This window comes from Mucilaginibacter aquatilis (assembly GCF_009755275.1).
In the GTDB taxonomy this organism is placed as follows: domain Bacteria; phylum Bacteroidota; class Bacteroidia; order Sphingobacteriales; family Sphingobacteriaceae; genus Mucilaginibacter; species Mucilaginibacter aquatilis.
Window position 1 is genome coordinate 1 of sequence record NZ_WQLA01000002.1, and the last position, 21,252, is coordinate 21,252.

The window sequence follows — 21,252 nt, forward strand, 5'->3', positions numbered from 1 at the left end:
ATTTGATTGTCAAGAATTATTTTAAAATAATTTAAAACAATCTTAACACAACACTTGTTCTATCTTTTGCTTCAAAGTACAATCCCCACTCGTTTGCGGGGCATCAAAGATAGATACAATTTTAGCCAACTCCCAAATAAAATTTTCAATTTTCAAATTTGATGTGTTATCCGTTGTATATCAATCTGTTTTGCGGAAGTACTCTGAATCCAAACAACGTTTATTATTGCTTACCTTTGCGCAAGCATGACCAAGAACATCCAATTTCCATATAATTTCATTGAATCGCTACAGCAAGCTCCAGGCTTTAACGCCCCTGCTTTTATCGAAACACATGCGCAAGATACCGCACCAACATCAGTACGTATTAATCAATTAAAAGCAGTTAGCTTTCCAAACATGCAACCTGTGCCCTGGTGCCGCAATGCTTTTTATTTGGAAAGCCGCCCGTCTTTTACTTTCGATCCGCGCTTTCATGCCGGATGCTATTACGTGCAGGAAGCATCTTCCATGTTTATTGATCAAATTATACAACATATATATAATAGTGACAACGGCCCTTACCGCGTGCTTGACCTTTGCGCCGCGCCAGGTGGCAAAAGCACACTGCTTAGCTCGGCCCTAAGTGATGATGACCTGCTTGTTGCCAATGAGATTATTAAAACACGTGTCCCTATTTTAACAGACAACTTAAACCGCTGGGGCCGCAGCAATGTTATTGTTACTAATAACGACCCTAAAGCCTTTGGCAAACTAAAGGGCTTTTTTGATATAGCTGTTGTTGATGCGCCTTGCTCAGGTTCGGGAATGTTCAGGAAAGATCCGCAGGCAATGGAGGAATGGTCGGAAGCTAACGTACAGCTTTGTCAGCAGCGGCAGGAACGTATACTGGCAGACATTTACCCGGCTGTTGCCGAAGACGGTTATATTATATATAGCACCTGCTCCTACTCTTATGAAGAAAATGAGGCTGTGCTTGACTGGCTTTGCAATGAGTTTGATGTAGAAAGTGTACAAATACCTATTGATGCACGCTGGGGAATAGTTGAAACGCAATCGGCGCAGCATAAGGCATGGGGCTATCGCTTTTACCCCGATAAAGTAAACGGAGAAGGTTTGTTTGCAGCCTGTCTGCGCAAGCGCGAAAGCACCGGCAACGTACACGTTCGTAAAAACAAGGATCAGCCCAAGCCCAATTATAAGGAGATTGATCAGTTAAAGCCATATGTAAACAACGCCGAAAGCTTATACTTTTTTAAATTGAATGATGATTGGCTGGCTATTGGCAAACAACACCGCGAAAGTTTAGAAACCTTACAGCAGTATTTATATTTAAAAAAATCAGGCGTTAGGCTGGGCAAGCTGGCAGGTAAAGAACTCATCCCTGATCATGAATTAGCGCAAAGCCTTTTACTTAATAAAAACGCTTTTTTGCAAACCGAACTTAGTTACGAGCAAGCCATAGCGTATTTACGAAAGGATAATTTCGAATTAAACGCTAATGCAAAAGGATGGAGTTTGATGAACTTTGAAGAACATACTTTAGGATGGGCCAAACTGCTACCTAACCGCATGAACAATTATTACCCTAAAGAAATAAGGATTATGAGCCAGGCACCGGGCCGTCAGGCAACTGATGAAGCAGAGGCTAGCTTGGTATAATAAAAATATCCGTGGCAATAACAATATCTACCTTTTTTGTAGATAAATAAAATATTTCTTGCAAATGCCATATTTAACCCTTTAATTTACAACCGTAAGCAAAGGCCTACAAAACAACAATGATTTTTAACAACACCATTATTACTACAATTATTACCACCGGCGGATAACGGAGGAAGGTAATTGTATGGTGTAACCAAAATAAAGAAAACCAACAAAACGCCTTCCTCCAAACGGGGAAGGCGTTTTTGTTTATCACGCAATATGAAAGTTTTAAAATTCGGAGGAACATCGGTAGGTACGGCACAAATTATTGGCGCTGTAATGGACATTGTTAAACAGGAGCATCAAAACGGTGAAGGCTTGGTGGTGGTTTTATCGGCCATGAGCGGGGTAACCAACCTGCTGGTTGATATGGCCGAGCGCGCCGCCACCGGTAACGATTTTTCTAAACACCTGGCTGCTTTAGAGATTCGCCATTTTGAGGTGGTAAAGCAACTGTTGGATATTCCGCAGCAAAACCCGGTTTACACCCGCCTTAAAATTTACTTTAACCAGTTGGAAGACTTGTTGCAGGGCGTAATGGTGCTTAAAGAGCTCACCCCCAAAACCCGCGACCTTATCCTCAGCTATGGTGAGCGTTGTTCAACCCTACTTATAAGCCGTATGGCTTTACAGCATTTTGCCGATGCAGTTTATGTTGATGCCAGTGAAGTGGTAAAAACCGACAATGCTTTTGGCCAGGCACGTGTGAACACCGAATTGACTGATCTGCTTATCCGTGGCCTTGCTGCCGAAAACACAGGCAAGGTTTTATTTGTAACCGGCTTTATTGCTAGTAACGAGGCTGGCCAGGTAACCACCCTGGGCCGTGGCGGAAGTGATTATACCGCAGCTATTTTCGCATCGGCGCTTAACGCCAGCGAAATTCAGATATGGACTGACGTAAACGGTATGATGACCGCCGATCCGCGCATGGTTAAAAAGGCTTTCTCACTACCTGAGCTTACCTATACCGAGGCCATGGAGCTTTCATACTTTGGCGCCAAGGTAATATATCCACCAACCATGACCCCGGCGTTCCTGAAACAAATTCCTATTGTAATTAAAAATACTTTTGATACCAGCTTTGAAGGAACTGTAATAAAACACAACTGTCAGGATTCAAACCTGCCAATTAAAGGCATCTCGTCAATCGATCATATCAGCATCATTAACCTCGAGGGTAGCGGTATGGTGGGTAAGGCGGGCTTTAGCGGTCGTTTATTCTCGCTGCTGGCCCGTGAGCAAATCAACGTAATGCTTATTACCCAGTCATCATCTGAGCATAGCATTACTTTTGCCGTTCAACCTAAAGATGCCGAGAAAGCCTGCCGCCTGATGGAACAGGAGTTTGAGCTGGAACTGGGCGCTAAAAAATTAGAAGTCCCGGTTATTGAGGCCGACCTGGCTGTACTGGCTATAGTGGGCGAAAACATGCGCAAAACACCGGGCATATCAGGCCGTTTGTTCCATGCGTTAGGCCGTAATGGTGTAAACGTAAGGGCAATTGCGCAGGGTTCGTCAGAGTATAACATCTCGGTAATTATATCGGCAACGGATTTGGCCAAAGCCGTGAATGCCGTACACGATGCATTTTTTGTTCAGTTCAATAAAACGCTTAACGTGTTTTGTTTAGGTACGGGCAACATTGGCAAAACCTTGTTTGAACAATTGCAAAAACACCGCGAGTTTTTGCAGGATCATAACAGTATACAGGTTAAAATTGCCGGTATAAGCAATACACGCAAGATGCGCTTTAGCGTTGATGGGCTGGATTTAACCGACTGGCAAGCGGACCTTGATGCTTACGGCGAACCGGCCGACCTTACGGAGTTTGTGGCCCGAATGAAAGAAATGAACTTGCCAAACTGCGTATTTATTGATAATACTGCCAGTCCGCAACCAATAGCGTTTTACGAAGGCATATTTAAATCTACCATTTCTATTGTAACTTGTAATAAAATAGGCAACTCAGGTTCATATAGCCAGTATGAAACTTTCAGAGATACCGCGCGCAAACATGGGGTCGATTTCTTTTATGAAACCAACGTGGGTGCAGGTTTGCCTATCATCCGTACGCTGAAAGATTTAATGGTAAGCGGCGACCGTGTGCAAAAAATTGAAGCTATACTTTCGGGCACTATCTCTTACATCTTTAATAATTTTAAAGGCAATGCCAATTTCCATGATGTTGTTAAAACCGCGCAGGAGAAAGGCTTTACCGAACCCGACCCGCGTGATGATTTGAGTGGTAAGGACTTTATGCGTAAAATATTGATACTGGCGCGCGATGCCGGCCATAAAATGGAAGCTGAAGATGTAGACATAGAGAACATGCTACCCCAAGCTTGTTTGGATGCCCGCACCGTAACCGAGTTTTACGCTGCACTAAAAGCAAATGCAGCTTACTTTAATAAACTAAAAAAGGATGCCGAAGACAGTGGCAAAGTACTGCGTTACATTGGGAAACTGGAAGATGGCAAGGCATCCATCACTCTGCAAATGGTTGATGAAAGCCACCCGTTCTACAGCATGTCGGGCAGTGATAATATTATTGCCTTTACTACCGACCGTTACAAAGAACGCCCAATGGTAGTAAAAGGCCCGGGTGCAGGTGCCGAAGTAACCGCCGCCGGTGTGTTTGCCGATTTGATAAATGTAGGCGCAAATTAAGACTCAAGAATACAGAATCAGGAATAAAGACGCTTTTCAAAGCGCGATATAAATGGAACAAGAATTACAAAAGGAAATGACCACAGCCAACCCGGAAAATGATTTTAACAACTCCCCCTTAAGGGGGTTGGGGGGCGCTCCTGCCGTGGGTACCGAAATCAAAGTCTTTGCACCTGCAACGGTAGCCAATGTGGTTTGTGGTTTTGATGTATTGGGTTTTGCGGTTAATGAGCCGGGCGATGAAGTGATTATGCGGGTTACCGATAAAGCGGGCATCACCATCAGCAAAATAACAGGCGATAACGGCCGGCTACCTTTGGCCGCCGAAAAAAACACGGTGAGCGTAAGCGTACAACACTATTTAGAAAGCATTGGCCGTACCGATATAGGTTTAGACATTGAACTGCATAAAAAAATGCCTATAGGCAGCGGTTTAGGCAGCAGCAGTGCCAGTACCGTTGCTGGCTTGTTTGCTATCAAATCTCTTTTGGGTGATGATACTGATGTAGCCAAGCTACTACCTTTTGCCATGAAGGGCGAGGAAATGGCCTGTGGTCATGGTCATGCTGATAACGTAGCCCCGGCCTTACTGGGCGGCTTTGTGCTCATCCGTAGCTACGAGCCGTTGGATGTGATACGTTTGCCGCACCCTAAAGACTTGTATTGTGCCATTGTATTCCCCGATGTTGATGTACCTACCCGCGAGGCACGTCAAATCATTCGTGATAAAATATACATGAAGGATGCCGTTACCCAGTGGGGCAATATTGCCGGCCTGGTAAGCGGATTATATACCCAGGATATTGACCTGATTGGCCGCAGCATGAAGGATGTACTGGTTGAGCCGGTGCGCTCTATGCTCATTCCCGATTTTTATGTAATGCGTGAGCTGGCTATGAAAGCCGGAGCGGTAAGCTTCGGTATATCAGGCTCGGGGCCATCAGTATTTGCCTTTACCCGTGATGAAGAAACCGCCCGCAACATCACACAGATGCTGCAGAGCCATTTAGCCGACATTAAAATTGCATCCAATGCTTATGTATCAACCATTAATGACGCTGGGCCGAGGGTTTTGTAGTAGTAACATAGAGACAAGAGCCAAGAACCAAGATACAAGACCTCAAACTGTCATTTCGACGAAGGAGAAATCTTTTTAAAGCGATATGCTATACGACAGGCTTACCTAACAAAAAAATGAACATCGAAATAATTGAACATAAAGGCGTACCTATTGCGTTGGTAAGTTCCCAACACATTATTATTAGCAATGAACAAAATGCCCTTGACCTACTCGCCAATTGCGGTTACCAGGGGGCTGATGCCATAATTATAAATGAGGAAAACGTAAGCTCCGATTTTTTTGAACTGAGCACCAAGCTGGCAGGTAACGTGCTGCAAAAGTTTTCTAACTATCGCATGCAACTGGCTATTGTGGGCAGCTTTGATAAGTATGACAGCAAAAGCCTTCGCGATTTTATTTACGAAAGCAACAAAGGTAAACGCATAAACTTTGTAAGCTCTATAGATGAGGCCAAAGCGGCACTAACCAACTCATAAACTCTTAAGATTATTAAGCCGATGTCTGTGTCATTACATACATCAAAGAAGCAAAATATAATGAAACTTTACAGCACTAATAACCCTTCGTCAAGTGTATCATTTCAGGAAGCAGTGTTTAACAGCATGCCGCAAGATAAAGGCTTGTACATGCCGGTAAGCATTCCGCGCCTGCCTGACAGCTTTTTTGAGCAGTTACCCAATTATACACTGCCACAACTGGCTTTTGAAGTTGCCAAACATCTGCTGGGCGATACCATTCCGCAAAATGACTTAAAAGCCCTGATTGAAGATGCCGTAAATTTTGAGGCCCCCGCCGTAGAGCTGGAAGAAGATGTTTATGTACTGGAGCTTTTCCATGGACCATCATTGGCTTTTAAAGATTTTGGTGCACGTTTTATGAGCCGCGTAATGAGCTACTTTTTGCGCGAAGGCGAAAAACAGTTAGACGTACTGGTTGCTACATCGGGCGATACCGGCGGCGCCGTAGCCTTAGGCTTTTTGGGTGTACCCAACACTCGTGTAACCATACTTTACCCTAAAGGTAAAGTAAGCGATATTCAGGAACTACAGCTAACTACCAACGGCCAGAACATCCGCGCCCTCACTATTGACGGCACGTTTGACGATTGCCAGGCACTGGTTAAACAAGCTTTTGTTGATGATGAGCTAAACGCAGCGTTACGCCTGACTTCGGCTAACTCAATTAATATTGCGCGGTTAATTCCGCAAACATTCTATTATTTTAATGCATATGCGCAACTGCTGCGCGAGGGTAAAACCAACGTGGCATTTTGCGTGCCAAGCGGCAACTTTGGCAATATTGGTGCCGGCTTACTGGCCTGGAAAATGGGTTTACCGGTAAAACAGTTTATTGCTGCTACTAATGCCAATGATACTGTACCGGCTTTCTTTAAAACCGGTATATACGAGCCTAAGCCATCGGTGCAAACCCTATCAAACGCTATGGACGTAGGCAACCCAAGTAACTGGGCACGCATTGCTGATTTGTTTAAAGATGATGCAGAAGCACTAAAAAGCCTTATGGTAAGCTACAGCTATACTGACGCACAAACCACCGAAGCTATACAGCAGGTGTTTGACAAATACAAATATGTGGTTTGTCCGCATACGGCTATTGCCTGGAAAGCCTTGACCGAATGGCAAGCACAGCATGCAGGTGTTTCGGGCGTGTTTTTATCAACAGCTCATCCGTGTAAATTCCCTAACGTTTTCCCGGCCGATATCGCAGCAGCAATTGAGGTTCCTTCACAGGTTGAAGAACTGGAACGGCGCGAAAAACAAGCGGTGAGTTTGGATAAGGATTTTGATGGCTTTAAGGCTTTTTTGCTGGGCAATAAATAGTACTTATATCCTCTAATTTATATAATGTCATTTCGACGAAGGAGAAATCTTGTTAAAGCGTACCAACATTGCAGTTTAAACAAGATCTCTCACTATCGTTCGAGATGACATTTTTTGTTTTTAGAACATGAACAAGTAGCCTTCGCGCTTTCCTCCGCTACATACTTGCGCCATAAAATCAAGTTGTTGATTAAATCCATATTCTGCTAATTCTTCAATTCAGTTAATTCTGATTCAGACAAATGCAGTTTGCGTTAGGGATAGCAGTGAAAAGCCCGCAACGCAGCATAGCGGAGTGAGGACTTGGAACGGATAGCCCGGGCCGGAGGTAACGCCCACAATTATTTGCCAAACCCCTACCAAATAAAAATGCTGCAAGGAAAAATAAGTTATTTCCGTTGCAGCATTTATGTTGATCATCAATTCAGTTTATTTCTGCCTGAAAAATATTTGTACCGGAACGCCTGAAAAATCGAAGTTTTCGCGAAGCTTATTTTCAATGTAGCGCTTATAAGGCTCCTTAATGTACTGCGGCAGGTTACAGAAGAACGCAAACATTGGCGAGCTTCCGTTAATTTGTGTAACGTATTTAATTTTTACGTGCTTACCCTTAATGGCCGGCGGCGGGTAATGCTCAATTATAGGCAGCATTACATCGTTTAGTTTTGATGTAGGTATTTTTTTGCTGCGGTTTTTGTACACGTCAGATGCGGTTTCAATAACCTTTAACAAACGCTGTTTTTCTACAACTGATGTAAATACAATTGGCACATCAGTAAACGGTGCAATCTTTTCTTGTATCTGCTCTTCAAAAACTTTAATGGTTTTGTTGTTCTTTTCAATCAAGTCCCACTTATTTACCACCAAAATGATGCCTTTTTTGTTTTTTTCGGCCAAGTGAAAAATGTTAATATCCTGCGATTCAAGGCCCTCCTGTGCATCAATCATCAAAATGATTACGTCTGCTTCCTCCAGCGCCTTAATGGTACGCATTACCGAGTAAAACTCGATATTTTCTTTCACCTTGGTTTTCTTACGCAAACCGGCGGTATCAATCAGCATAAACTCGTGGCCGTAACGGTTGTAGTGTATGTGAATTGAATCGCGCGTGGTACCTGCTATTGGGGTAACAATATTACGCTCCTGACCAATTAAAGCGTTGATGATAGAAGATTTACCTACGTTAGGACGGCCAACAATGGCATACTTAGGCAGCGTATTTTCCTCAGCAGGTTCATCATCAAAGGTTTTGATAACCTCATCAAGCAACTCACCTGTTCCGGACCCTGTCATTGATGAGATGTTGTAAATATCACCCAAACCCAATGCATAAAACTCAGTAGCATCTGATTGCTGGGCGTTATTATCAACCTTGTTCACTACCACAAATACGGGCTTTTTGCCCTTGCGTAGTATACCAGCAATTTCATCATCCAAATCGGTGATACCTGTGGTTACGTCCACCACAAAAAGAATGCAGGTTGCTTCTTCAATGGCAATAACTACTTGTTCGCGTATGGCCACTTCAAAAACATCATCTGAATTGGCAACATAACCGCCGGTGTCAATTACGTTGAAGCTGCGGCCAACCCATTCGGCAATACCGTAATGGCGATCGCGCGTTACACCGCTAAAATCGTCAACTATGGCTTTGCGGCTTTCAGTTAACCTGTTATATAAAGTGGACTTACCTACGTTTGGACGGCCCACAATAGCTACTATATTACTCATATTGTATTAGATTCAGGAATCAAGAGTACAGAATACAGATTTTCTGTTTATCCTCTTAATAGCCTTATGTCTGTATTCTTGATTCTATATTCTTTACTCTATTCCTTAATCTTCGTACCCGAATTTCTTAAGGTAGTTTTTCTTGCTGCGCCAGTCGCCTATTACTTTTACAAACATTTGCAGGTATACTTTGCGCTGAAAGAACTCCTCCATACTGCGCCGGGCGTAAGTGCCTACAATTTTTAACATCTCACCGTTTTTGCCGATGATTATGTTTTTCTGCGAATCGCGTTCCACAATAATTTCGGCGCTGATACGATAAATTTCCTCTTCTAAAAACTCGGTTATAATAACCTCAGTACTATAAGGAATTTCTTTTTTGTATTGCTTAAATACCTGTTCGCGTATCATCTCCGATGCAAAGAAACGGTCGTTACGGTCGGTTAAAAAATCCTTTTCGTAATAAGCCGCGTGCTCGGGCAGGCTTTCAATCACAAAATCCATAATGGCTTTAATGTTGTGCTCATGCAATGCCGATATTGCAAAGATAACCTTCGGATTTAATTTCTTTTGCCAATACTCTACTTTTGCTTTAACTGTCTCCTCATCGCTTTTATCAATTTTATTAATTAATACTGCTAATGGAGCCAATGAGCCTTCCAGCTTTTCAAGCACTTCGTTTTCGTCGTGCGTTTCATTAATATCTGTTACCAGCAAAATAAGGTCGGCATCAACAATAGAACCCGACACCTGGTGCATCATACTTTCTTGCAAAGCATAATGCGGCTTTATTACGCCCGGAGTGTCAGAAAAAACGATTTGATAATCATCCGTATTTACAATGCCTAAAATACGGTGCCTTGTAGTTTGAGCCTTAGGAGTAATGATGGACATCTTCTCACCCACCAACGCATTCATCAGGGTTGACTTACCTGCATTGGGTTTACCAATAATACTCACAAAACCTGCCCGATGACTCATATTGAAAAAATATTTAAAATAAATTTGGAGTACAAAGAAACGAATTATATCTTTGCAGACCAATAAAAAAACAAACATAGTGCGGGATGGAGCAGTTGGTAGCTCGTCGGGCTCATAACCCGAAGGTCGTAGGTTCGAGTCCTGCTCCCGCTACCCAAGAAAGGAAAAGCCTCAAATTGATAAGATTTGGGGCTTTTTTTTAAATACCAACCACCTTTTTATGAAGTTTATCACAATTATCCTGCTTTCTGTTTTAACCTTTGACTTGAAGGCGCAAAAGAGAGAAGATGTAACCACCATCAAGTTTGACAGTTTATCCACTAATCTACCTGGTGTTAAAAGGTGGATACAGTTGCCAAGTACAGGTAAATGGAGTGATGACGGTAAAGTTCCGGCTTTCATCAGATGGGCAACCTTTCAATTTAACAATCAAAAATATTATGCTTTAATCTATGAAGAGATAAGTGGGTACTACAAATATCCTACTATCCAAAGAGATTGGATAACTGTAAGTTCGGTTGATTACGCTGTGTTTACAGCATCTGAGTATCAAAACTTACTGGAAAAATTATCTAAAAAGTCTGGTAAAAACATACTTGTTAGAACGGCTAACAACGGCTCAGTTGCAGGGCATCTGGGAATGAAAGCAAATGAAATGATCACAGATGAATTGTATCAAAGCATTTCAGAGGTTCTAAAACAATCTCGTATGTCTAAAACAAACAAAGTATTTGCTATTAATTCTCAGGTTATCGACGGAAAAGATATTGTTCGGTTTTTACGACCGGTAGATGGTACTTATACTAGCGGGCTTTTGAAAAATGACTATTATGAAGTTTCTTACAGCGATTTTATTAACACCATGCATATGCAATAACTGAATTATTTTATAGTTTACGTTACTATGTAACAAAAAGGCCTCTTAGATTTCTTTAAGAGGCTTTTTTGTTTAGAAGTATTGTCATTTGAGTTTAGGATTCAGTAATTATTTCAAAATGCAAACACTTAAATTTGAGTATACATGATAGAATAACTTTCAATTAAAGCTAAATCACTTTAATCAACTTTAAAAACGACTGATGTAGAAAAACTTGTCATATCCGGACAAGTAATCTTTAACCCACTGCTAGTTTGCTCCCACTTTAAGTTGCCGTCATAACCTAACATACTTACCTTCTTTATTGGGTGCCCCAGGTGTTTGACATCAGTAGCTAAAGACTTGATGTTTAAAACCGACCCAGCTTCCGGAATCATCATACTAAATACATAAAGCGCATTATTTTTACCAACTGTGAATCGAAAGTCCTGCTCATCAAATTTAAATTCAGCTTGTTTACGTTCCAGTTTTCCACCCGGTAACATCTTAATTTTTCCGTTCGTCTCCTTGCCTTCTCCGGGTATAACCCAGGCACGGCTGCCATATACAGCTTCGCCATTTCGTCGCATCCAAACACCAACTTCACTTAACATCTTCTGACTACCTTCGTCTAAAGCTCCGTTGGGTAAAAGAGAAACGCAGATAGCAGCATTACCATCCCGGGCAATCGCCTCGGTAATATACTTAATCATCATACCCGAATCATAAGTAAAGCCTGGTGCATAAAACCAGTCGCCAACAGGTACTTCGGCAATCCATGGCTGGTCGGTTTTGATATTAGCTGGTATGCCAAACTCTTCGGTAGTTACTGTACCATTGGTGTTGTTTCTGAATTTAACCACACTGAAAGTATTCACTTTGCCACGTTTGGCAAGCGTGCGGTTATAAAAATCGGCAATTACTATTTGCATGGCGTTAGCCTTATAACCTGTGCCGGTACCATCCCCTATAAACGGACCTTGCACAGTTCCGTCGGTATAAATAAAATCAGGATCATAATGTTGTACAACATCCATCATGCGTAACGCCCAGTTTGTTGCGTACCATTTATCGTAAGTAAGGTGCCTGGAAAATATACCGGCTGCGGGCGGAGCCCAAGCCGATTTGGCAGCGGCAGCAACCCCTTTATACTGGCGGAGGTCAATACCGTACAAAAGCCGGGGATCAAGTCCGTCCCACCATTTACCCTTACCATCAGCAAGGGTAAGATTTCCATCATAAGGCACACCTTTTTTAGGACCTTGCGTGTCGCTGCTAAAGGCAGCTTGCCACCACCACCAGGTATACTCATGATGAAAGGTAACACCAAAACGTATTCCTGAAGCCCTTGCTGCTTTTAACCATTCTCCTATAATATCACGTTTAGGCCCTACGTTAACAGAGTTCCAGGGTTGATATCGAGAGTTCCATAGATCGTAATTATCATGATGAACGCCCTGAATCATAAGAAAACGTGCACCCGCGTCTTTATATATCCTCGCTAGTTTAGCAGGATCCAATTTTTCGGGGTTCCAATCCTTCAATATGTCCTTGTAACCAGCTTCGGAGGGATGACCGTATTTTTTTAAATGATTTTTATAGGCAGTACTTCCAGGAATATACATTCTACGCGCATACCAATCGCCGCTTTCGCCCGAAGCCTGCGGTCCAAAATGCACCCAAATACCAAATTTGGCATCCCTCAACCACTCGGGTTCACCGGGGTAATTCTTTTCAATAGATGCCCAGTTTGGCTCAAAGGGGCCTTTTGCAATAGGAATATTTAATTGTTGTTCAGGAAAAGCTTTATTATCACCCATAGTGATGCTATCTAAAGCGAGCGCACTAGGTATTGCGGGAATAGGCTGATGTTTGGACCTGTATTTCTTATTGCCGGATTGCTGTGCATAACTACCGCTTGCGGCAAGGCATAGCATAAGCATTATTATGGTACTTCTCATTTATTAAGTAATTGGTGTTTGAAATTTTCTCGTGATAAAAAAAGTAAATAATCAGGTCAATTAGTTGTTCAAAACAGATTTATATTTAAATTAATCAGAGTAAAAATGTTAAAATCTACGTATCCATAATGACCGTCTTTACACTTATCATTGCAATTAATGTTTGTGAGGAATACTACATCTCCATCAAACATCATTAATAGTATTTTTTATTGATGAAAGATTAAAAGCTGCAATGTATTATTGCGCTATGAATAAACTTATCCGAATAAAAATTGCTGTGCTTATCATTGTATTTAACTGCTTGCATGTTACTGCGCAAAGTAAGTCAGCACGCAGTTTCAAAGTACTGCTTATAGGCAACAGTTTTTCACAAAATGCATCGAGATATTTGCCACAAATGGCCAATGAGGCTCAAATCAACTTAATACTTGGCCATGCAGAGATGGGTGGGTGTTCCTTAAAACGCCATTGGGATTCTGTATTAGTTAACAACGCTGATTCAACCCGCGGACTTGCATATAGTGGTAAGTCATTAAGGCAATTGTTACGCTCTCAAAAGTGGGATGTAGTAACGCTTCAGCAGTACTCTTTGCTATCTGGCGACTGGTCTACTTACCAGCCCTATGCACAAAACCTATTACAGCTTATTAAACAATATCAGCCTGATGCAAAAATTATGATTCACCAAACCTGGGCTTACCGGGCCGATGCCATCAACTGGGGGCAAACAGGCGCAGGAAGGAAAGCTAAAAATATGGAAGAAATGTGGCGTAAATCGCGCGCCTCATACCATAAGTTGGCTAACGAGTTAGGCGGGCTATCCATTATTCCATCTGGAGATGCTTTTTACAAAGTATCAACGCATAAAACTTGGGCCTTTGTAAAAGATTCGAGCTTTATACCCAATAAGGCGATATACCCGCAACTACCAAATGATTTAAACTCGCTCAATGTAGGTTACAGCTGGTCAAAAGATCAAAAATTAAATTTCGACCCTAACCATGCCAATGAAGCGGGCTGCTACCTGGCAGGTTTAGTTTGGTATAGATTTGTTTTAGGGCAAAAGCCAACCAGGGTTAAGTTTAAACCACAATCGGTAACAGATAACTTTGCTGAATTTTTAAGACAAACAGCAGCAAGGATTGATGCCACTTTAAAATAGAAAATAGCTTCAAAGCTAATTTTATTGACTCAACATTGAGCTAAATAGCTTTGTAACTTTCTGTTATTTGAAACTTTAAAGCTTCAAATTAACCATTATCCAACTATTAGTATAAAGGCCAATGTTTTTACGGCTTATACTTAATTCCCGATTTAAGCTGTTTTAAACATATGGCCAGGTACATTTTTTTGTTGTTGTTTACTTTAGCGTCTGTTTGTTCAACAGCGGCTACCGGTATTTGGAAAAGTGAGGTAACGGGTGGCACTATCAGCTATATTGCCACCGAGGCAAAGTTACCTTTGAAAGATTATAGCGGTAACGTAACAACGGTGGTCTACCTCGAAAACCTTAACACAACCAAAATTAGCCGCTACAGCAACAAAAAAAATGTTGCATGGCTATTGACTCAAGGATACAGGGTAATTGAGCTTAACTACACCGGCAACAAACTTGCTGTATCTCCTTACATTAACAACGACATTGTTGCCATTAACAAGGCTATTGCCAAAGGAAGCTTTTGTGGATTTACCGATTGTTCACACGAACAAAGCTACGTGTTATTTGAGGGCTATCGCCTTATGCGTAATGTTCCTTATTTCAAAGATGATCCAACAGTTTACAATACTCCTGCAGAATATAAAGACGGCGACTACCTGTGTATGGATATAATTTATCCGGCTAAACCGGTTAAAGCCGTACCTGTGGTATTGTCATTTTCATACAGTAACAGTTATGCACATTTTGATGCCGGTAAAAAGACTTTAACCGACCAGTTCAAAAATCAAAGACTTAAACTAGAATATACCCTGGCGGCTTTCAGCGATTCGTTTTTAGAAGGATTGCCGGCAATTGGTATGGCATGGGCAATTGCCGATCATCCCAAATACTGCCCTTGGGGAAAAGGCAAACCTGCTAACGGGCGCGAAGACACGTATAAATCTTACGAAACTAACCCCGATGCTGCACGCAAAGTAAGATCGGCAGTACGCACACTGCGTGAAATTGGCAGCAAATTAGGTTTATCCGGCAACATTGGCATGTACGGCTTCTCACGCGGTTCAACAGCAGGGTCAATGGCGGTTGGTGATAAAAAAGCAGCAAATATTGATACAGCAGGGTTTAACCTTGGTACATCTGCGCAAATACAGGCCGCCGCACTTGGCCCGGGTGTATTTGATTATACTCAAATTTATAACTCATTAAACGATGGCGATGGTAATTTAGAAACCCGCTGCATTTGGGCCTGGGGAGAGCTAAGTACAAATTACCCGCTATGGCAGTCAATGGGTTCCGCCTACCTCGTACAATCAACTGCCCCACCGGTATTGTTTTTTTACAATACCGATGATGATAAGTACTACCATGACCAGATAATGAGTTTTAAAAACAAGCTGGATGCATTGCAAACGTCTACCTCTTTACTTGTAAACTATGGTAAAGGGCATTCAGTTCCGCATACTGCTGAATCATTAAATCAACTATATTCTTTTTTTAAGAAGCATCTTAATATATCTCATTGATGTATGAAAATTGCACTCTTGGCATAACTAAGATTATAAATAGAAGGCCTTTCCAAATAGTTTTGAAAAGGCCTTTTGTTAGAACATATATAAAGAGAACGTTATTTGAGCGAAACTACGATGTTGTAGGCCGAGCTTTTATCTTTATACGCTATGCTAAAAGTATCGTTGGTAAAGTTTGCTAATTGGAAGCGGGTGTTTTTTGTTCCGTCTCCCAATTTTCCTTCAATCATTATTATTCCATTTTCGTTAATAATTTCTTTGATAGAAAATGGTGTCATGTATACATCTGTAGATACATCACTATCACTTGCCCAAAGCTTACTGCGCCATGATGTGTTAAAATCGGTTTTTGAACCGATAAGCTTTTTGAAGGCTTCCAGATCTGGCAGTGAGTTTGAGTATGCAATGCCGGTCAAATTAGTTTCGGCTGATGATCCGCTTTGAAAATAACCACCATACTTATTTCCTTCTGTACGCTGGTTTGTAAGATAAATTATATTAGCACCTAACATAGCAGCTTGTATTTTAAGCTTACGATATGCACGCTGCTTAACACGTTCCTGGTTTGAGTATACTGTAGTTCCTTTAGCTTTTGAAGTAACTTCTCCAAGTTTATATAAACCCTGAATTTCGCTTTCAAGGTTACTGATAGTTACATTTTCAAAATCGCTCACCTTAGCTACAGGCTTAAAAGATGTTGACTCCGAGAACGTTTGTACCCTGCCGCTTTTGAAAACAATTTTTTGTACGCTGTTTTTGTAAGCTGAGTTAACAACGTCTTCTCCAGGAAAAGCATATCTTACCGCATCGGGTAAAACTTCTTTAACGTTGCAGGCTAGTTTTTGATTGTTTAAATAAATAGTATCTAGCGCCTGAGCTTTAACCTGCTGCTGCAATATAAAGCCAAATACTGATAGCGCAATTGTGATGTAAAATTTGGTTTTTGGTGCCATAATAAGTTATTAATGGCCTAAATATATTTATAAAGCTTTAATTAAAAATCATTGCCACAATATTTAATAAATATTTTACTTCTGATGACTAAATAACCAATTAAATAAACCAGGTTCAGCAAGTGCACTATCCCAACTGTTATGATTGTCGTTTGGGTAAATGGTAAGTTTAGCATCGCCACCATTGGCTTTTATAGCATCATACATTTGCTGCGAAAATATTGGGGGCACAATATCATCCTTTGCCCCATGAAAAATCCACACCGGCACTTTGCGAGCGTACTTTTTAGCTGTTTCAGGATGAGCCCCGCCACAAATGGCAAATGCAGCAGCAAATACTTTCGGCTTTCTCCATAAAAGCTCAAAGGTTCCCATGCCACCCATTGAAAGGCCGCCTATATACACCTGTTTCGTATTTACGTAGTCCTCCTTAAGCATGTGCTTCACAAAACTTTCAAGCGCATGCATGGCAGAGGTAGCTTGCTTGTTGGTTGTAAATACTATAGAGGTAGGTGCATTATTTTTGGCATTACGCGTAATTATTGCATTAGCCCAAAAACTTTCTTTAGCGCATTGAGGAAAAATTATAACTGCCTGATGCTGCTTGCGAAACTTTTCTTCCAGAAAAACATGCCCGCCGTTACGTAGCTGCGCTTCATTGTCATTGCCCCTCTCGCCCGAGCCATGCAAGAAAAACAATACAGGGTATTTTTTTTGAGGATTGAAGTTTTCAGGGTAGAGAATACGGTAAGCTAACGTATCTTTTGAAGTTTGGTATACTTCTTTTTTGAAATTAGCAAATGATTGTGCGTTTAGCTGGCTGAAGCAGCACGTACAAACCATTAATAAAAGTGTAAAATACTTTTTGGCCATAGAATGATAACTATGCAAATCTGCAAAAGTTTATCAATAACAACCAATAGTTACAAGAGATTTTGATAAGCTATCTAACCTTAAGTAAGGCAGTTAGATAGCTTTAAACCTAAGGATGATTATCCTAATAAGCGAGCAGCAATTTGATCGTAGTACGCAAATACAAAAAGTATCACTACTGTTGCCATCATAGCAAGTAAATACAAGCTGTCTGCCTTGCTTTTTGATTCTAAATTAGGTGCGTTAAATTCGGTAGATAGTGTTTTCATGGCTTAAATTATTAAAATAGTAAACAAACCATTTTATTTATACAAAGTAAGCAATAAATACTCTAAAAATATACGATAGTTTTAATTTAAAGTTATTTTTACAATTGTGGCAATGTTGGCTATTGTTAGTAAGTTAATATTGCAAGGGGTTGCTTATGAGGAGGTCATATTTTATAAATATGTGAATAATGAAAATTTTTAAAACAAAAAAAACTTCATTATTAGTAACATTGCTATTAACGAAACCATTTCAACAAGCAAGTTTATGCATCTCTCTACCGTTAAGACGGCTTAGTCTGTCTTTTAAAACACCACGTGCCCTATGTAACGTTGTGCGTGATAGTAACTCACTTATGCCCAAAGCGGCACCTATCTCCTGGTGCGAATAGCCTTCAATAGCATAAAGGTTAAACACATTACGGTAATTATCGGGCAACTGCTCTATCATTTTAAGCAGCTCCTTTGCCTCCAGCCCGCTTTCGTTATAGCTTAAGGTTACCCCTTCAGGTAATTCATCAGCCAATAATACCGGCCTTTGCTTACGGTACCGTGATATAGCGCAATGCACCATAATACGGCGTATCCAGCCTTCAAGGCTACCTTCACCCCTGAATTTACCCATACTGCTAAAAACCTTTATAAAACCTTCCTGCATAATATCCTGTGCCTCATCACGGTCTGATGCGTAACGCATACAGGCGGCCAGCATTCGCGGAGCTAACAGTTTGTATAGCAATTCCTGCTGTTTGCGCTCGTTGTTCAGGCATCCTTCCCATATACGGTTTAAGCTTTGCTCGGTTATCATGGCTTTATCGTTTTATTTGATACACCTATGCCAACTTTAACACCAAATATATAGTAAACTGAATATCAAGTAGTTATTTTTTATTACTATACAAAAAGCGTTCGTTAGCGAACGCTTTTTGTATACGGCCGAACACTTTAACACTTAACGCACAATATGTAACTTTGCAGCATCCGGGATAAAAACCCGGCTTAATGAATATGAAAGAAATTGAGATTGTATGTAAGCCCCATGAGCATGAAGATGCCGAAGCCATAAAGCGACTAGCAGCTACAAAGCTTAACGTACCGGTAAAGCATATAACCGATTTAAAAATACGCAAACGTTCAATTGACGCCCGTGGCCGCAATGTGGTTTACCGTATGCATGTACAGGTATTTGTTAATGAACCCGCTATCCCTGATGTATTCAACATTCAATATCCATCGGTAACCAATAAAAAGCCGGTTATAATTGTAGGCGCCGGACCTGCCGGCATTTTTGCTGCCTTGCAATGTATCTTAGATGGCTGCAAACCTATTATTTTGGAGCGTGGCAAAGATGTAAAACAACGCCGCCGCGATTTAGCGAACATTAACAAACAGGGCTTGGTTAACCCTGAGTCTAACTACTGCTTTGGCGAGGGCGGAGCAGGCACTTATTCTGATGGTAAGCTATACACCCGTTCAACTAAGCGAGGTGACGTTAACCAGGTGCTAAAGATGTTTGTTGAACATGGCGCCGATCAAGATATATTGATTGATGCCCGGCCGCATATTGGCACAAATAAACTTCCTCAAATTATTACTGCCATGCGCGAAACCATACTTAATGCAGGCGGCGAGTTTATATTTGATACCAGGGTAACTGAAATACTAACCGGCTTTGGAAAAATTACAGGTGTTAAAACAGCCACAGGTGAGGTATTTAATGCCGATGTCGTGATTTTAGCAACCGGCCATTCGGCGCGTGATGTGTTTGAAATGTTGCACCGGCAAAATATACTGGTTGAGGCTAAACCGTTTGCTTTAGGTGTACGCATTGAACATCCGCAGGAAATTATTGATAAGGCGCAATACCACTGCGATACCCGCGGGCCATATCTCCCCCCTTCCTACTACAGCCTGGTTGAGCAGGTGGATGGACGTGGTGTGTTTTCATTTTGTATGTGCCCCGGCGGCATCATTGCACCATGTGCAACCGAACCTAACGAAATTGTGGTTAACGGCTGGAGTCCAAGCAAACGTAACAACCCATTTGCAAACTCGGGCACGGTGGTGCAAATAAACCTGGAAGATGTTGCCGGAAATGATAACGATCCGTTTAAGCTTTTACGCTTTCAACAAAGTATTGAGCAGGTTGCTTTTACCGCCGGCGGCGGTAATCTTGTTGCTCCGGGGCAGCGAATGATTGATTTTGTTGAAGGGCGGGTTTCTACCGACATACCAAAGAACTCTTATCTTCCGGGTGTTAAAAGTACCGATTTAAAAGAGGTGTTGCCTGCGTGGATACACCAGCGACTCCAAAAGGCCCTTCCTGCTTTTGGCCGAAAAATGAAAGGCTATTACACTAACGATGCATTGCTTGTTGGCGTTGAATCGCGCACATCATCACCAGTAAAAATACCGCGCGACCGTGATACGCTGCAACACCCGCAAGTACAAGGCTTATACCCTTGCGGCGAAGGTGCCGGCTATGCAGGCGGTATTATTTCGGCAGCTATAGATGGTATGAATTGCGCACAGGAGGCAGCTAAACTTATAGCTTAAACACTTAACGAACGGTATTAACACTTTTATCATCACTGTATTGAGTGAGCCGTACGAGCATGTTTTTTGAGCCGTACACGAAACCTGATTAATTAGCTTGCATTGATATTTGTGTTATGAAAAACATTGCAAATATTAAACTAGGCAACAACGGCCCTTTGGTTTCAAAACTTGGCTTGGGCTGCATGCGCATGTCATCAATATGGGGCGGCCCCACTCCTAACGAGGCGGAAAGCATAGCCACCATTAATGAAGCTTTAGACCTTGGTATAAACTTTTTAAACACAGGCGATTTTTATGGTGCCGGCCACAATGAAATATTGATTGGAAAAGCAATCAAAGGCCGTCGTGATGATGCGTTCATCAGCGTAAAATTTGGAGCCATATTTCATAACGGCCAATGGCTGGGGCTTGATTTGCGCCCCATAGCTATCAAAAACTTCATCAACTATTCGTTAACGCGCTTAGGTATTGAAACCATTGACTTGTACCAGCCAAGCCGTATGGACGATAGTGTTCCTGTTGAGGACATCATAGGAACCGTTGCCGATTTAGTTAAAGAAGGCAAAGTACGTCACATAGGCGTTTCAGAAATTACGGCCGGTCAACTTCGTAAAGCCCACAGCGTGCACCCTATTAGTGCTCTGGAGATTGGCTATTCACTGGCCGACAGGCAAATTGAAAGCGATTTGTTACCGGCGGCAAAAGAGTTAGGTATTGCCGTGGTTGCTTTTGCAAATACGGCCGAAGGTTTATTAACCGGCGATGTGCAGGCACCACTGCCAGATGGCGATTACCGCGCACACTTCTCGCGTTTTGGAGGCAATAACCTGGTGCATAACCTACAAAAGGTTGATGTTTTGAAGCAAATTGCTCAAGCTAAAAACTGCAGCCCTACACAGCTTGCTATTGCCTGGGTAAACCAACAGGGTGATAACATTATGCCGTTGGTTAGCATGAGCAAACGTATTCGCCTGCCCGAAAACATGGAGGCCATGAATATTACTTTCACAGCCGATGAAATGAATACGCTAAACGATACCTTTGCACAAGGCGCTATATTGGGCGGCACTTACCTGCAACGCTAA

The 21,252-nt window shown here is 41.8% G+C and carries 17 protein-coding genes and 1 tRNA gene; 11 read left to right on the plus strand and 7 right to left on the minus strand.

All coding sequences use genetic code 11. The features are described from left to right. The first annotated feature begins 246 nt into the window (after positions 1-246). From GO816_RS04465 to thrC, 5 genes are all read left to right on the plus strand, one after another. Positions 247-1,662 carry a methyltransferase RsmF C-terminal domain-like protein gene (locus GO816_RS04465; RefSeq protein WP_157540169.1) on the plus strand — a complete coding sequence of 472 codons (1,416 nt, stop codon included), beginning with the start codon at positions 247-249 and terminating at the stop codon, positions 1,660-1,662. A 264-nt stretch (positions 1,663-1,926) separates the two neighbouring features. Further along, on the plus strand, positions 1,927-4,377 hold the full coding sequence (thrA, locus tag GO816_RS04470; protein WP_157540170.1) for a bifunctional aspartate kinase/homoserine dehydrogenase I: 2,451 nt from the start codon (positions 1,927-1,929) through the stop codon (positions 4,375-4,377). A gap of 145 nt (positions 4,378-4,522) precedes the next feature. Next, positions 4,523-5,455, plus strand: a complete 933-nt coding sequence (locus GO816_RS04475; protein WP_317163603.1) for a homoserine kinase — start codon at positions 4,523-4,525, stop codon at positions 5,453-5,455. A gap of 116 nt (positions 5,456-5,571) precedes the next feature. Continuing rightward, complete coding sequence (locus GO816_RS04480; RefSeq protein WP_157540171.1) at positions 5,572-5,934, plus strand: DUF4180 domain-containing protein; 363 nt, start codon at positions 5,572-5,574, stop codon at positions 5,932-5,934. Between the two features lie 60 nt (positions 5,935-5,994). Continuing rightward, on the plus strand, positions 5,995-7,299 hold the full coding sequence (gene thrC, locus GO816_RS04485; protein WP_157540172.1) for a threonine synthase: 1,305 nt from the start codon (positions 5,995-5,997) through the stop codon (positions 7,297-7,299). A gap of 429 nt (positions 7,300-7,728) precedes the next feature. Here the strand turns inward: thrC and der are convergent, their stop codons facing one another. Both der and era read right to left on the minus strand, forming a co-directional pair. After that, on the minus strand, positions 7,729-9,030 hold the full coding sequence (der, locus tag GO816_RS04490; RefSeq protein WP_157540173.1) for a ribosome biogenesis GTPase Der: 1,302 nt from the start codon (positions 9,028-9,030) through the stop codon (positions 7,729-7,731). A gap of 105 nt (positions 9,031-9,135) precedes the next feature. Then, a complete protein-coding gene (gene era, locus GO816_RS04495) occupies positions 9,136-10,011 on the minus strand; it encodes a GTPase Era (protein ID WP_157540174.1) in 876 nt (291 codons plus the stop codon). An 80-nt stretch (positions 10,012-10,091) separates the two neighbouring features. Between era and GO816_RS04500 the strand changes: the two genes are divergently transcribed. Continuing rightward, positions 10,092-10,168 (plus strand) — tRNA-Met (locus tag GO816_RS04500). Between the two features lie 63 nt (positions 10,169-10,231). Then, positions 10,232-10,888, plus strand: a complete 657-nt coding sequence (locus GO816_RS04505; RefSeq protein ID WP_157540175.1) for a hypothetical protein — start codon at positions 10,232-10,234, stop codon at positions 10,886-10,888. Positions 10,889-11,067: 179 nt separating this feature from the next. Here GO816_RS04505 and GO816_RS04510 read toward each other — a convergent pair whose 3' ends face one another. After that, positions 11,068-12,828 (minus strand): alpha-L-fucosidase, encoded by a 1,761-nt coding sequence (locus GO816_RS04510; protein ID WP_157540176.1) that lies wholly within the window; start codon positions 12,826-12,828, stop codon positions 11,068-11,070. Between the two features lie 250 nt (positions 12,829-13,078). Between GO816_RS04510 and GO816_RS04515 the strand changes: the two genes are divergently transcribed. Both GO816_RS04515 and GO816_RS04520 read left to right on the plus strand, forming a co-directional pair. After that, the gene (locus GO816_RS04515) at positions 13,079-13,993 is read left to right on the plus strand and encodes a DUF4886 domain-containing protein (RefSeq protein WP_157540177.1); all 915 of its coding nucleotides are present in this window, start codon (positions 13,079-13,081) and stop codon (positions 13,991-13,993) included. A gap of 170 nt (positions 13,994-14,163) precedes the next feature. Then, entirely contained in the window at positions 14,164-15,513 is a 1,350-nt protein-coding gene (locus tag GO816_RS04520) for an alpha/beta hydrolase family protein (RefSeq protein WP_157540178.1), read from the plus strand. Positions 15,514-15,614: 101 nt separating this feature from the next. Here the strand turns inward: GO816_RS04520 and GO816_RS04525 are convergent, their stop codons facing one another. The 4 genes from GO816_RS04525 to GO816_RS04540 form a co-directional block, all read right to left on the minus strand. Next, positions 15,615-16,469 (minus strand): DUF4156 domain-containing protein, encoded by an 855-nt coding sequence (locus tag GO816_RS04525; protein ID WP_157540179.1) that lies wholly within the window; start codon positions 16,467-16,469, stop codon positions 15,615-15,617. A 75-nt stretch (positions 16,470-16,544) separates the two neighbouring features. Beyond that, positions 16,545-17,342 carry a carboxylesterase family protein gene (locus GO816_RS04530; RefSeq protein ID WP_157540180.1) on the minus strand — a complete coding sequence of 266 codons (798 nt, stop codon included), beginning with the start codon at positions 17,340-17,342 and terminating at the stop codon, positions 16,545-16,547. Between the two features lie 119 nt (positions 17,343-17,461). Beyond that, the gene (locus GO816_RS04535; RefSeq protein ID WP_157540181.1) at positions 17,462-17,611 is read right to left on the minus strand and encodes a hypothetical protein; all 150 of its coding nucleotides are present in this window, start codon (positions 17,609-17,611) and stop codon (positions 17,462-17,464) included. 250 nt (positions 17,612-17,861) lie between these two features. Next, positions 17,862-18,416 carry an RNA polymerase sigma factor gene (locus tag GO816_RS04540; protein WP_157540182.1) on the minus strand — a complete coding sequence of 185 codons (555 nt, stop codon included), beginning with the start codon at positions 18,414-18,416 and terminating at the stop codon, positions 17,862-17,864. 200 nt (positions 18,417-18,616) lie between these two features. Here GO816_RS04540 and GO816_RS04545 point away from each other — a divergent pair, with 200 nt between their 5' ends. Then, on the plus strand, positions 18,617-20,164 hold the full coding sequence (locus GO816_RS04545) for an NAD(P)/FAD-dependent oxidoreductase (protein ID WP_157540784.1): 1,548 nt from the start codon (positions 18,617-18,619) through the stop codon (positions 20,162-20,164). 116 nt (positions 20,165-20,280) lie between these two features. Beyond that, on the plus strand, positions 20,281-21,252 hold the full coding sequence (locus GO816_RS04550) for an aldo/keto reductase (RefSeq protein ID WP_157540183.1): 972 nt from the start codon (positions 20,281-20,283) through the stop codon (positions 21,250-21,252).

Excerpts from the sequence above, each read along its gene's own strand:
- GO816_RS04465 (WP_157540169.1), top strand. The coding sequence starts at position 247 with ATGACCAAGAACATCCAATTTCCATATAATTTCATTGAATCGCTACAG.
- thrA (WP_157540170.1), top strand. The coding sequence starts at position 1,927 with ATGAAAGTTTTAAAATTCGGAGGAACATCGGTAGGTACGGCACAAATT.
- GO816_RS04480 (WP_157540171.1), top strand. The coding sequence starts at position 5,572 with ATGAACATCGAAATAATTGAACATAAAGGCGTACCTATTGCGTTGGTA.
- thrC (WP_157540172.1), top strand. The coding sequence starts at position 5,995 with ATGAAACTTTACAGCACTAATAACCCTTCGTCAAGTGTATCATTTCAG.
- der (WP_157540173.1), bottom strand. The coding sequence starts at position 9,030 with ATGAGTAATATAGTAGCTATTGTGGGCCGTCCAAACGTAGGTAAGTCC.
- era (WP_157540174.1), bottom strand. The coding sequence starts at position 10,011 with ATGAGTCATCGGGCAGGTTTTGTGAGTATTATTGGTAAACCCAATGCA.
- GO816_RS04505 (WP_157540175.1), top strand. The coding sequence starts at position 10,232 with ATGAAGTTTATCACAATTATCCTGCTTTCTGTTTTAACCTTTGACTTG.
- GO816_RS04510 (WP_157540176.1), bottom strand. The coding sequence starts at position 12,828 with ATGAGAAGTACCATAATAATGCTTATGCTATGCCTTGCCGCAAGCGGT.
- GO816_RS04515 (WP_157540177.1), top strand. The coding sequence starts at position 13,079 with ATGAATAAACTTATCCGAATAAAAATTGCTGTGCTTATCATTGTATTT.
- GO816_RS04520 (WP_157540178.1), top strand. The coding sequence starts at position 14,164 with ATGGCCAGGTACATTTTTTTGTTGTTGTTTACTTTAGCGTCTGTTTGT.
- GO816_RS04525 (WP_157540179.1), bottom strand. The coding sequence starts at position 16,469 with ATGGCACCAAAAACCAAATTTTACATCACAATTGCGCTATCAGTATTT.
- GO816_RS04530 (WP_157540180.1), bottom strand. The coding sequence starts at position 17,342 with ATGGCCAAAAAGTATTTTACACTTTTATTAATGGTTTGTACGTGCTGC.
- GO816_RS04535 (WP_157540181.1), bottom strand. The coding sequence starts at position 17,611 with ATGAAAACACTATCTACCGAATTTAACGCACCTAATTTAGAATCAAAA.
- GO816_RS04540 (WP_157540182.1), bottom strand. The coding sequence starts at position 18,416 with ATGATAACCGAGCAAAGCTTAAACCGTATATGGGAAGGATGCCTGAAC.
- GO816_RS04545 (WP_157540784.1), top strand. The coding sequence starts at position 18,617 with ATGAAAGAAATTGAGATTGTATGTAAGCCCCATGAGCATGAAGATGCC.
- GO816_RS04550 (WP_157540183.1), top strand. The coding sequence starts at position 20,281 with ATGAAAAACATTGCAAATATTAAACTAGGCAACAACGGCCCTTTGGTT.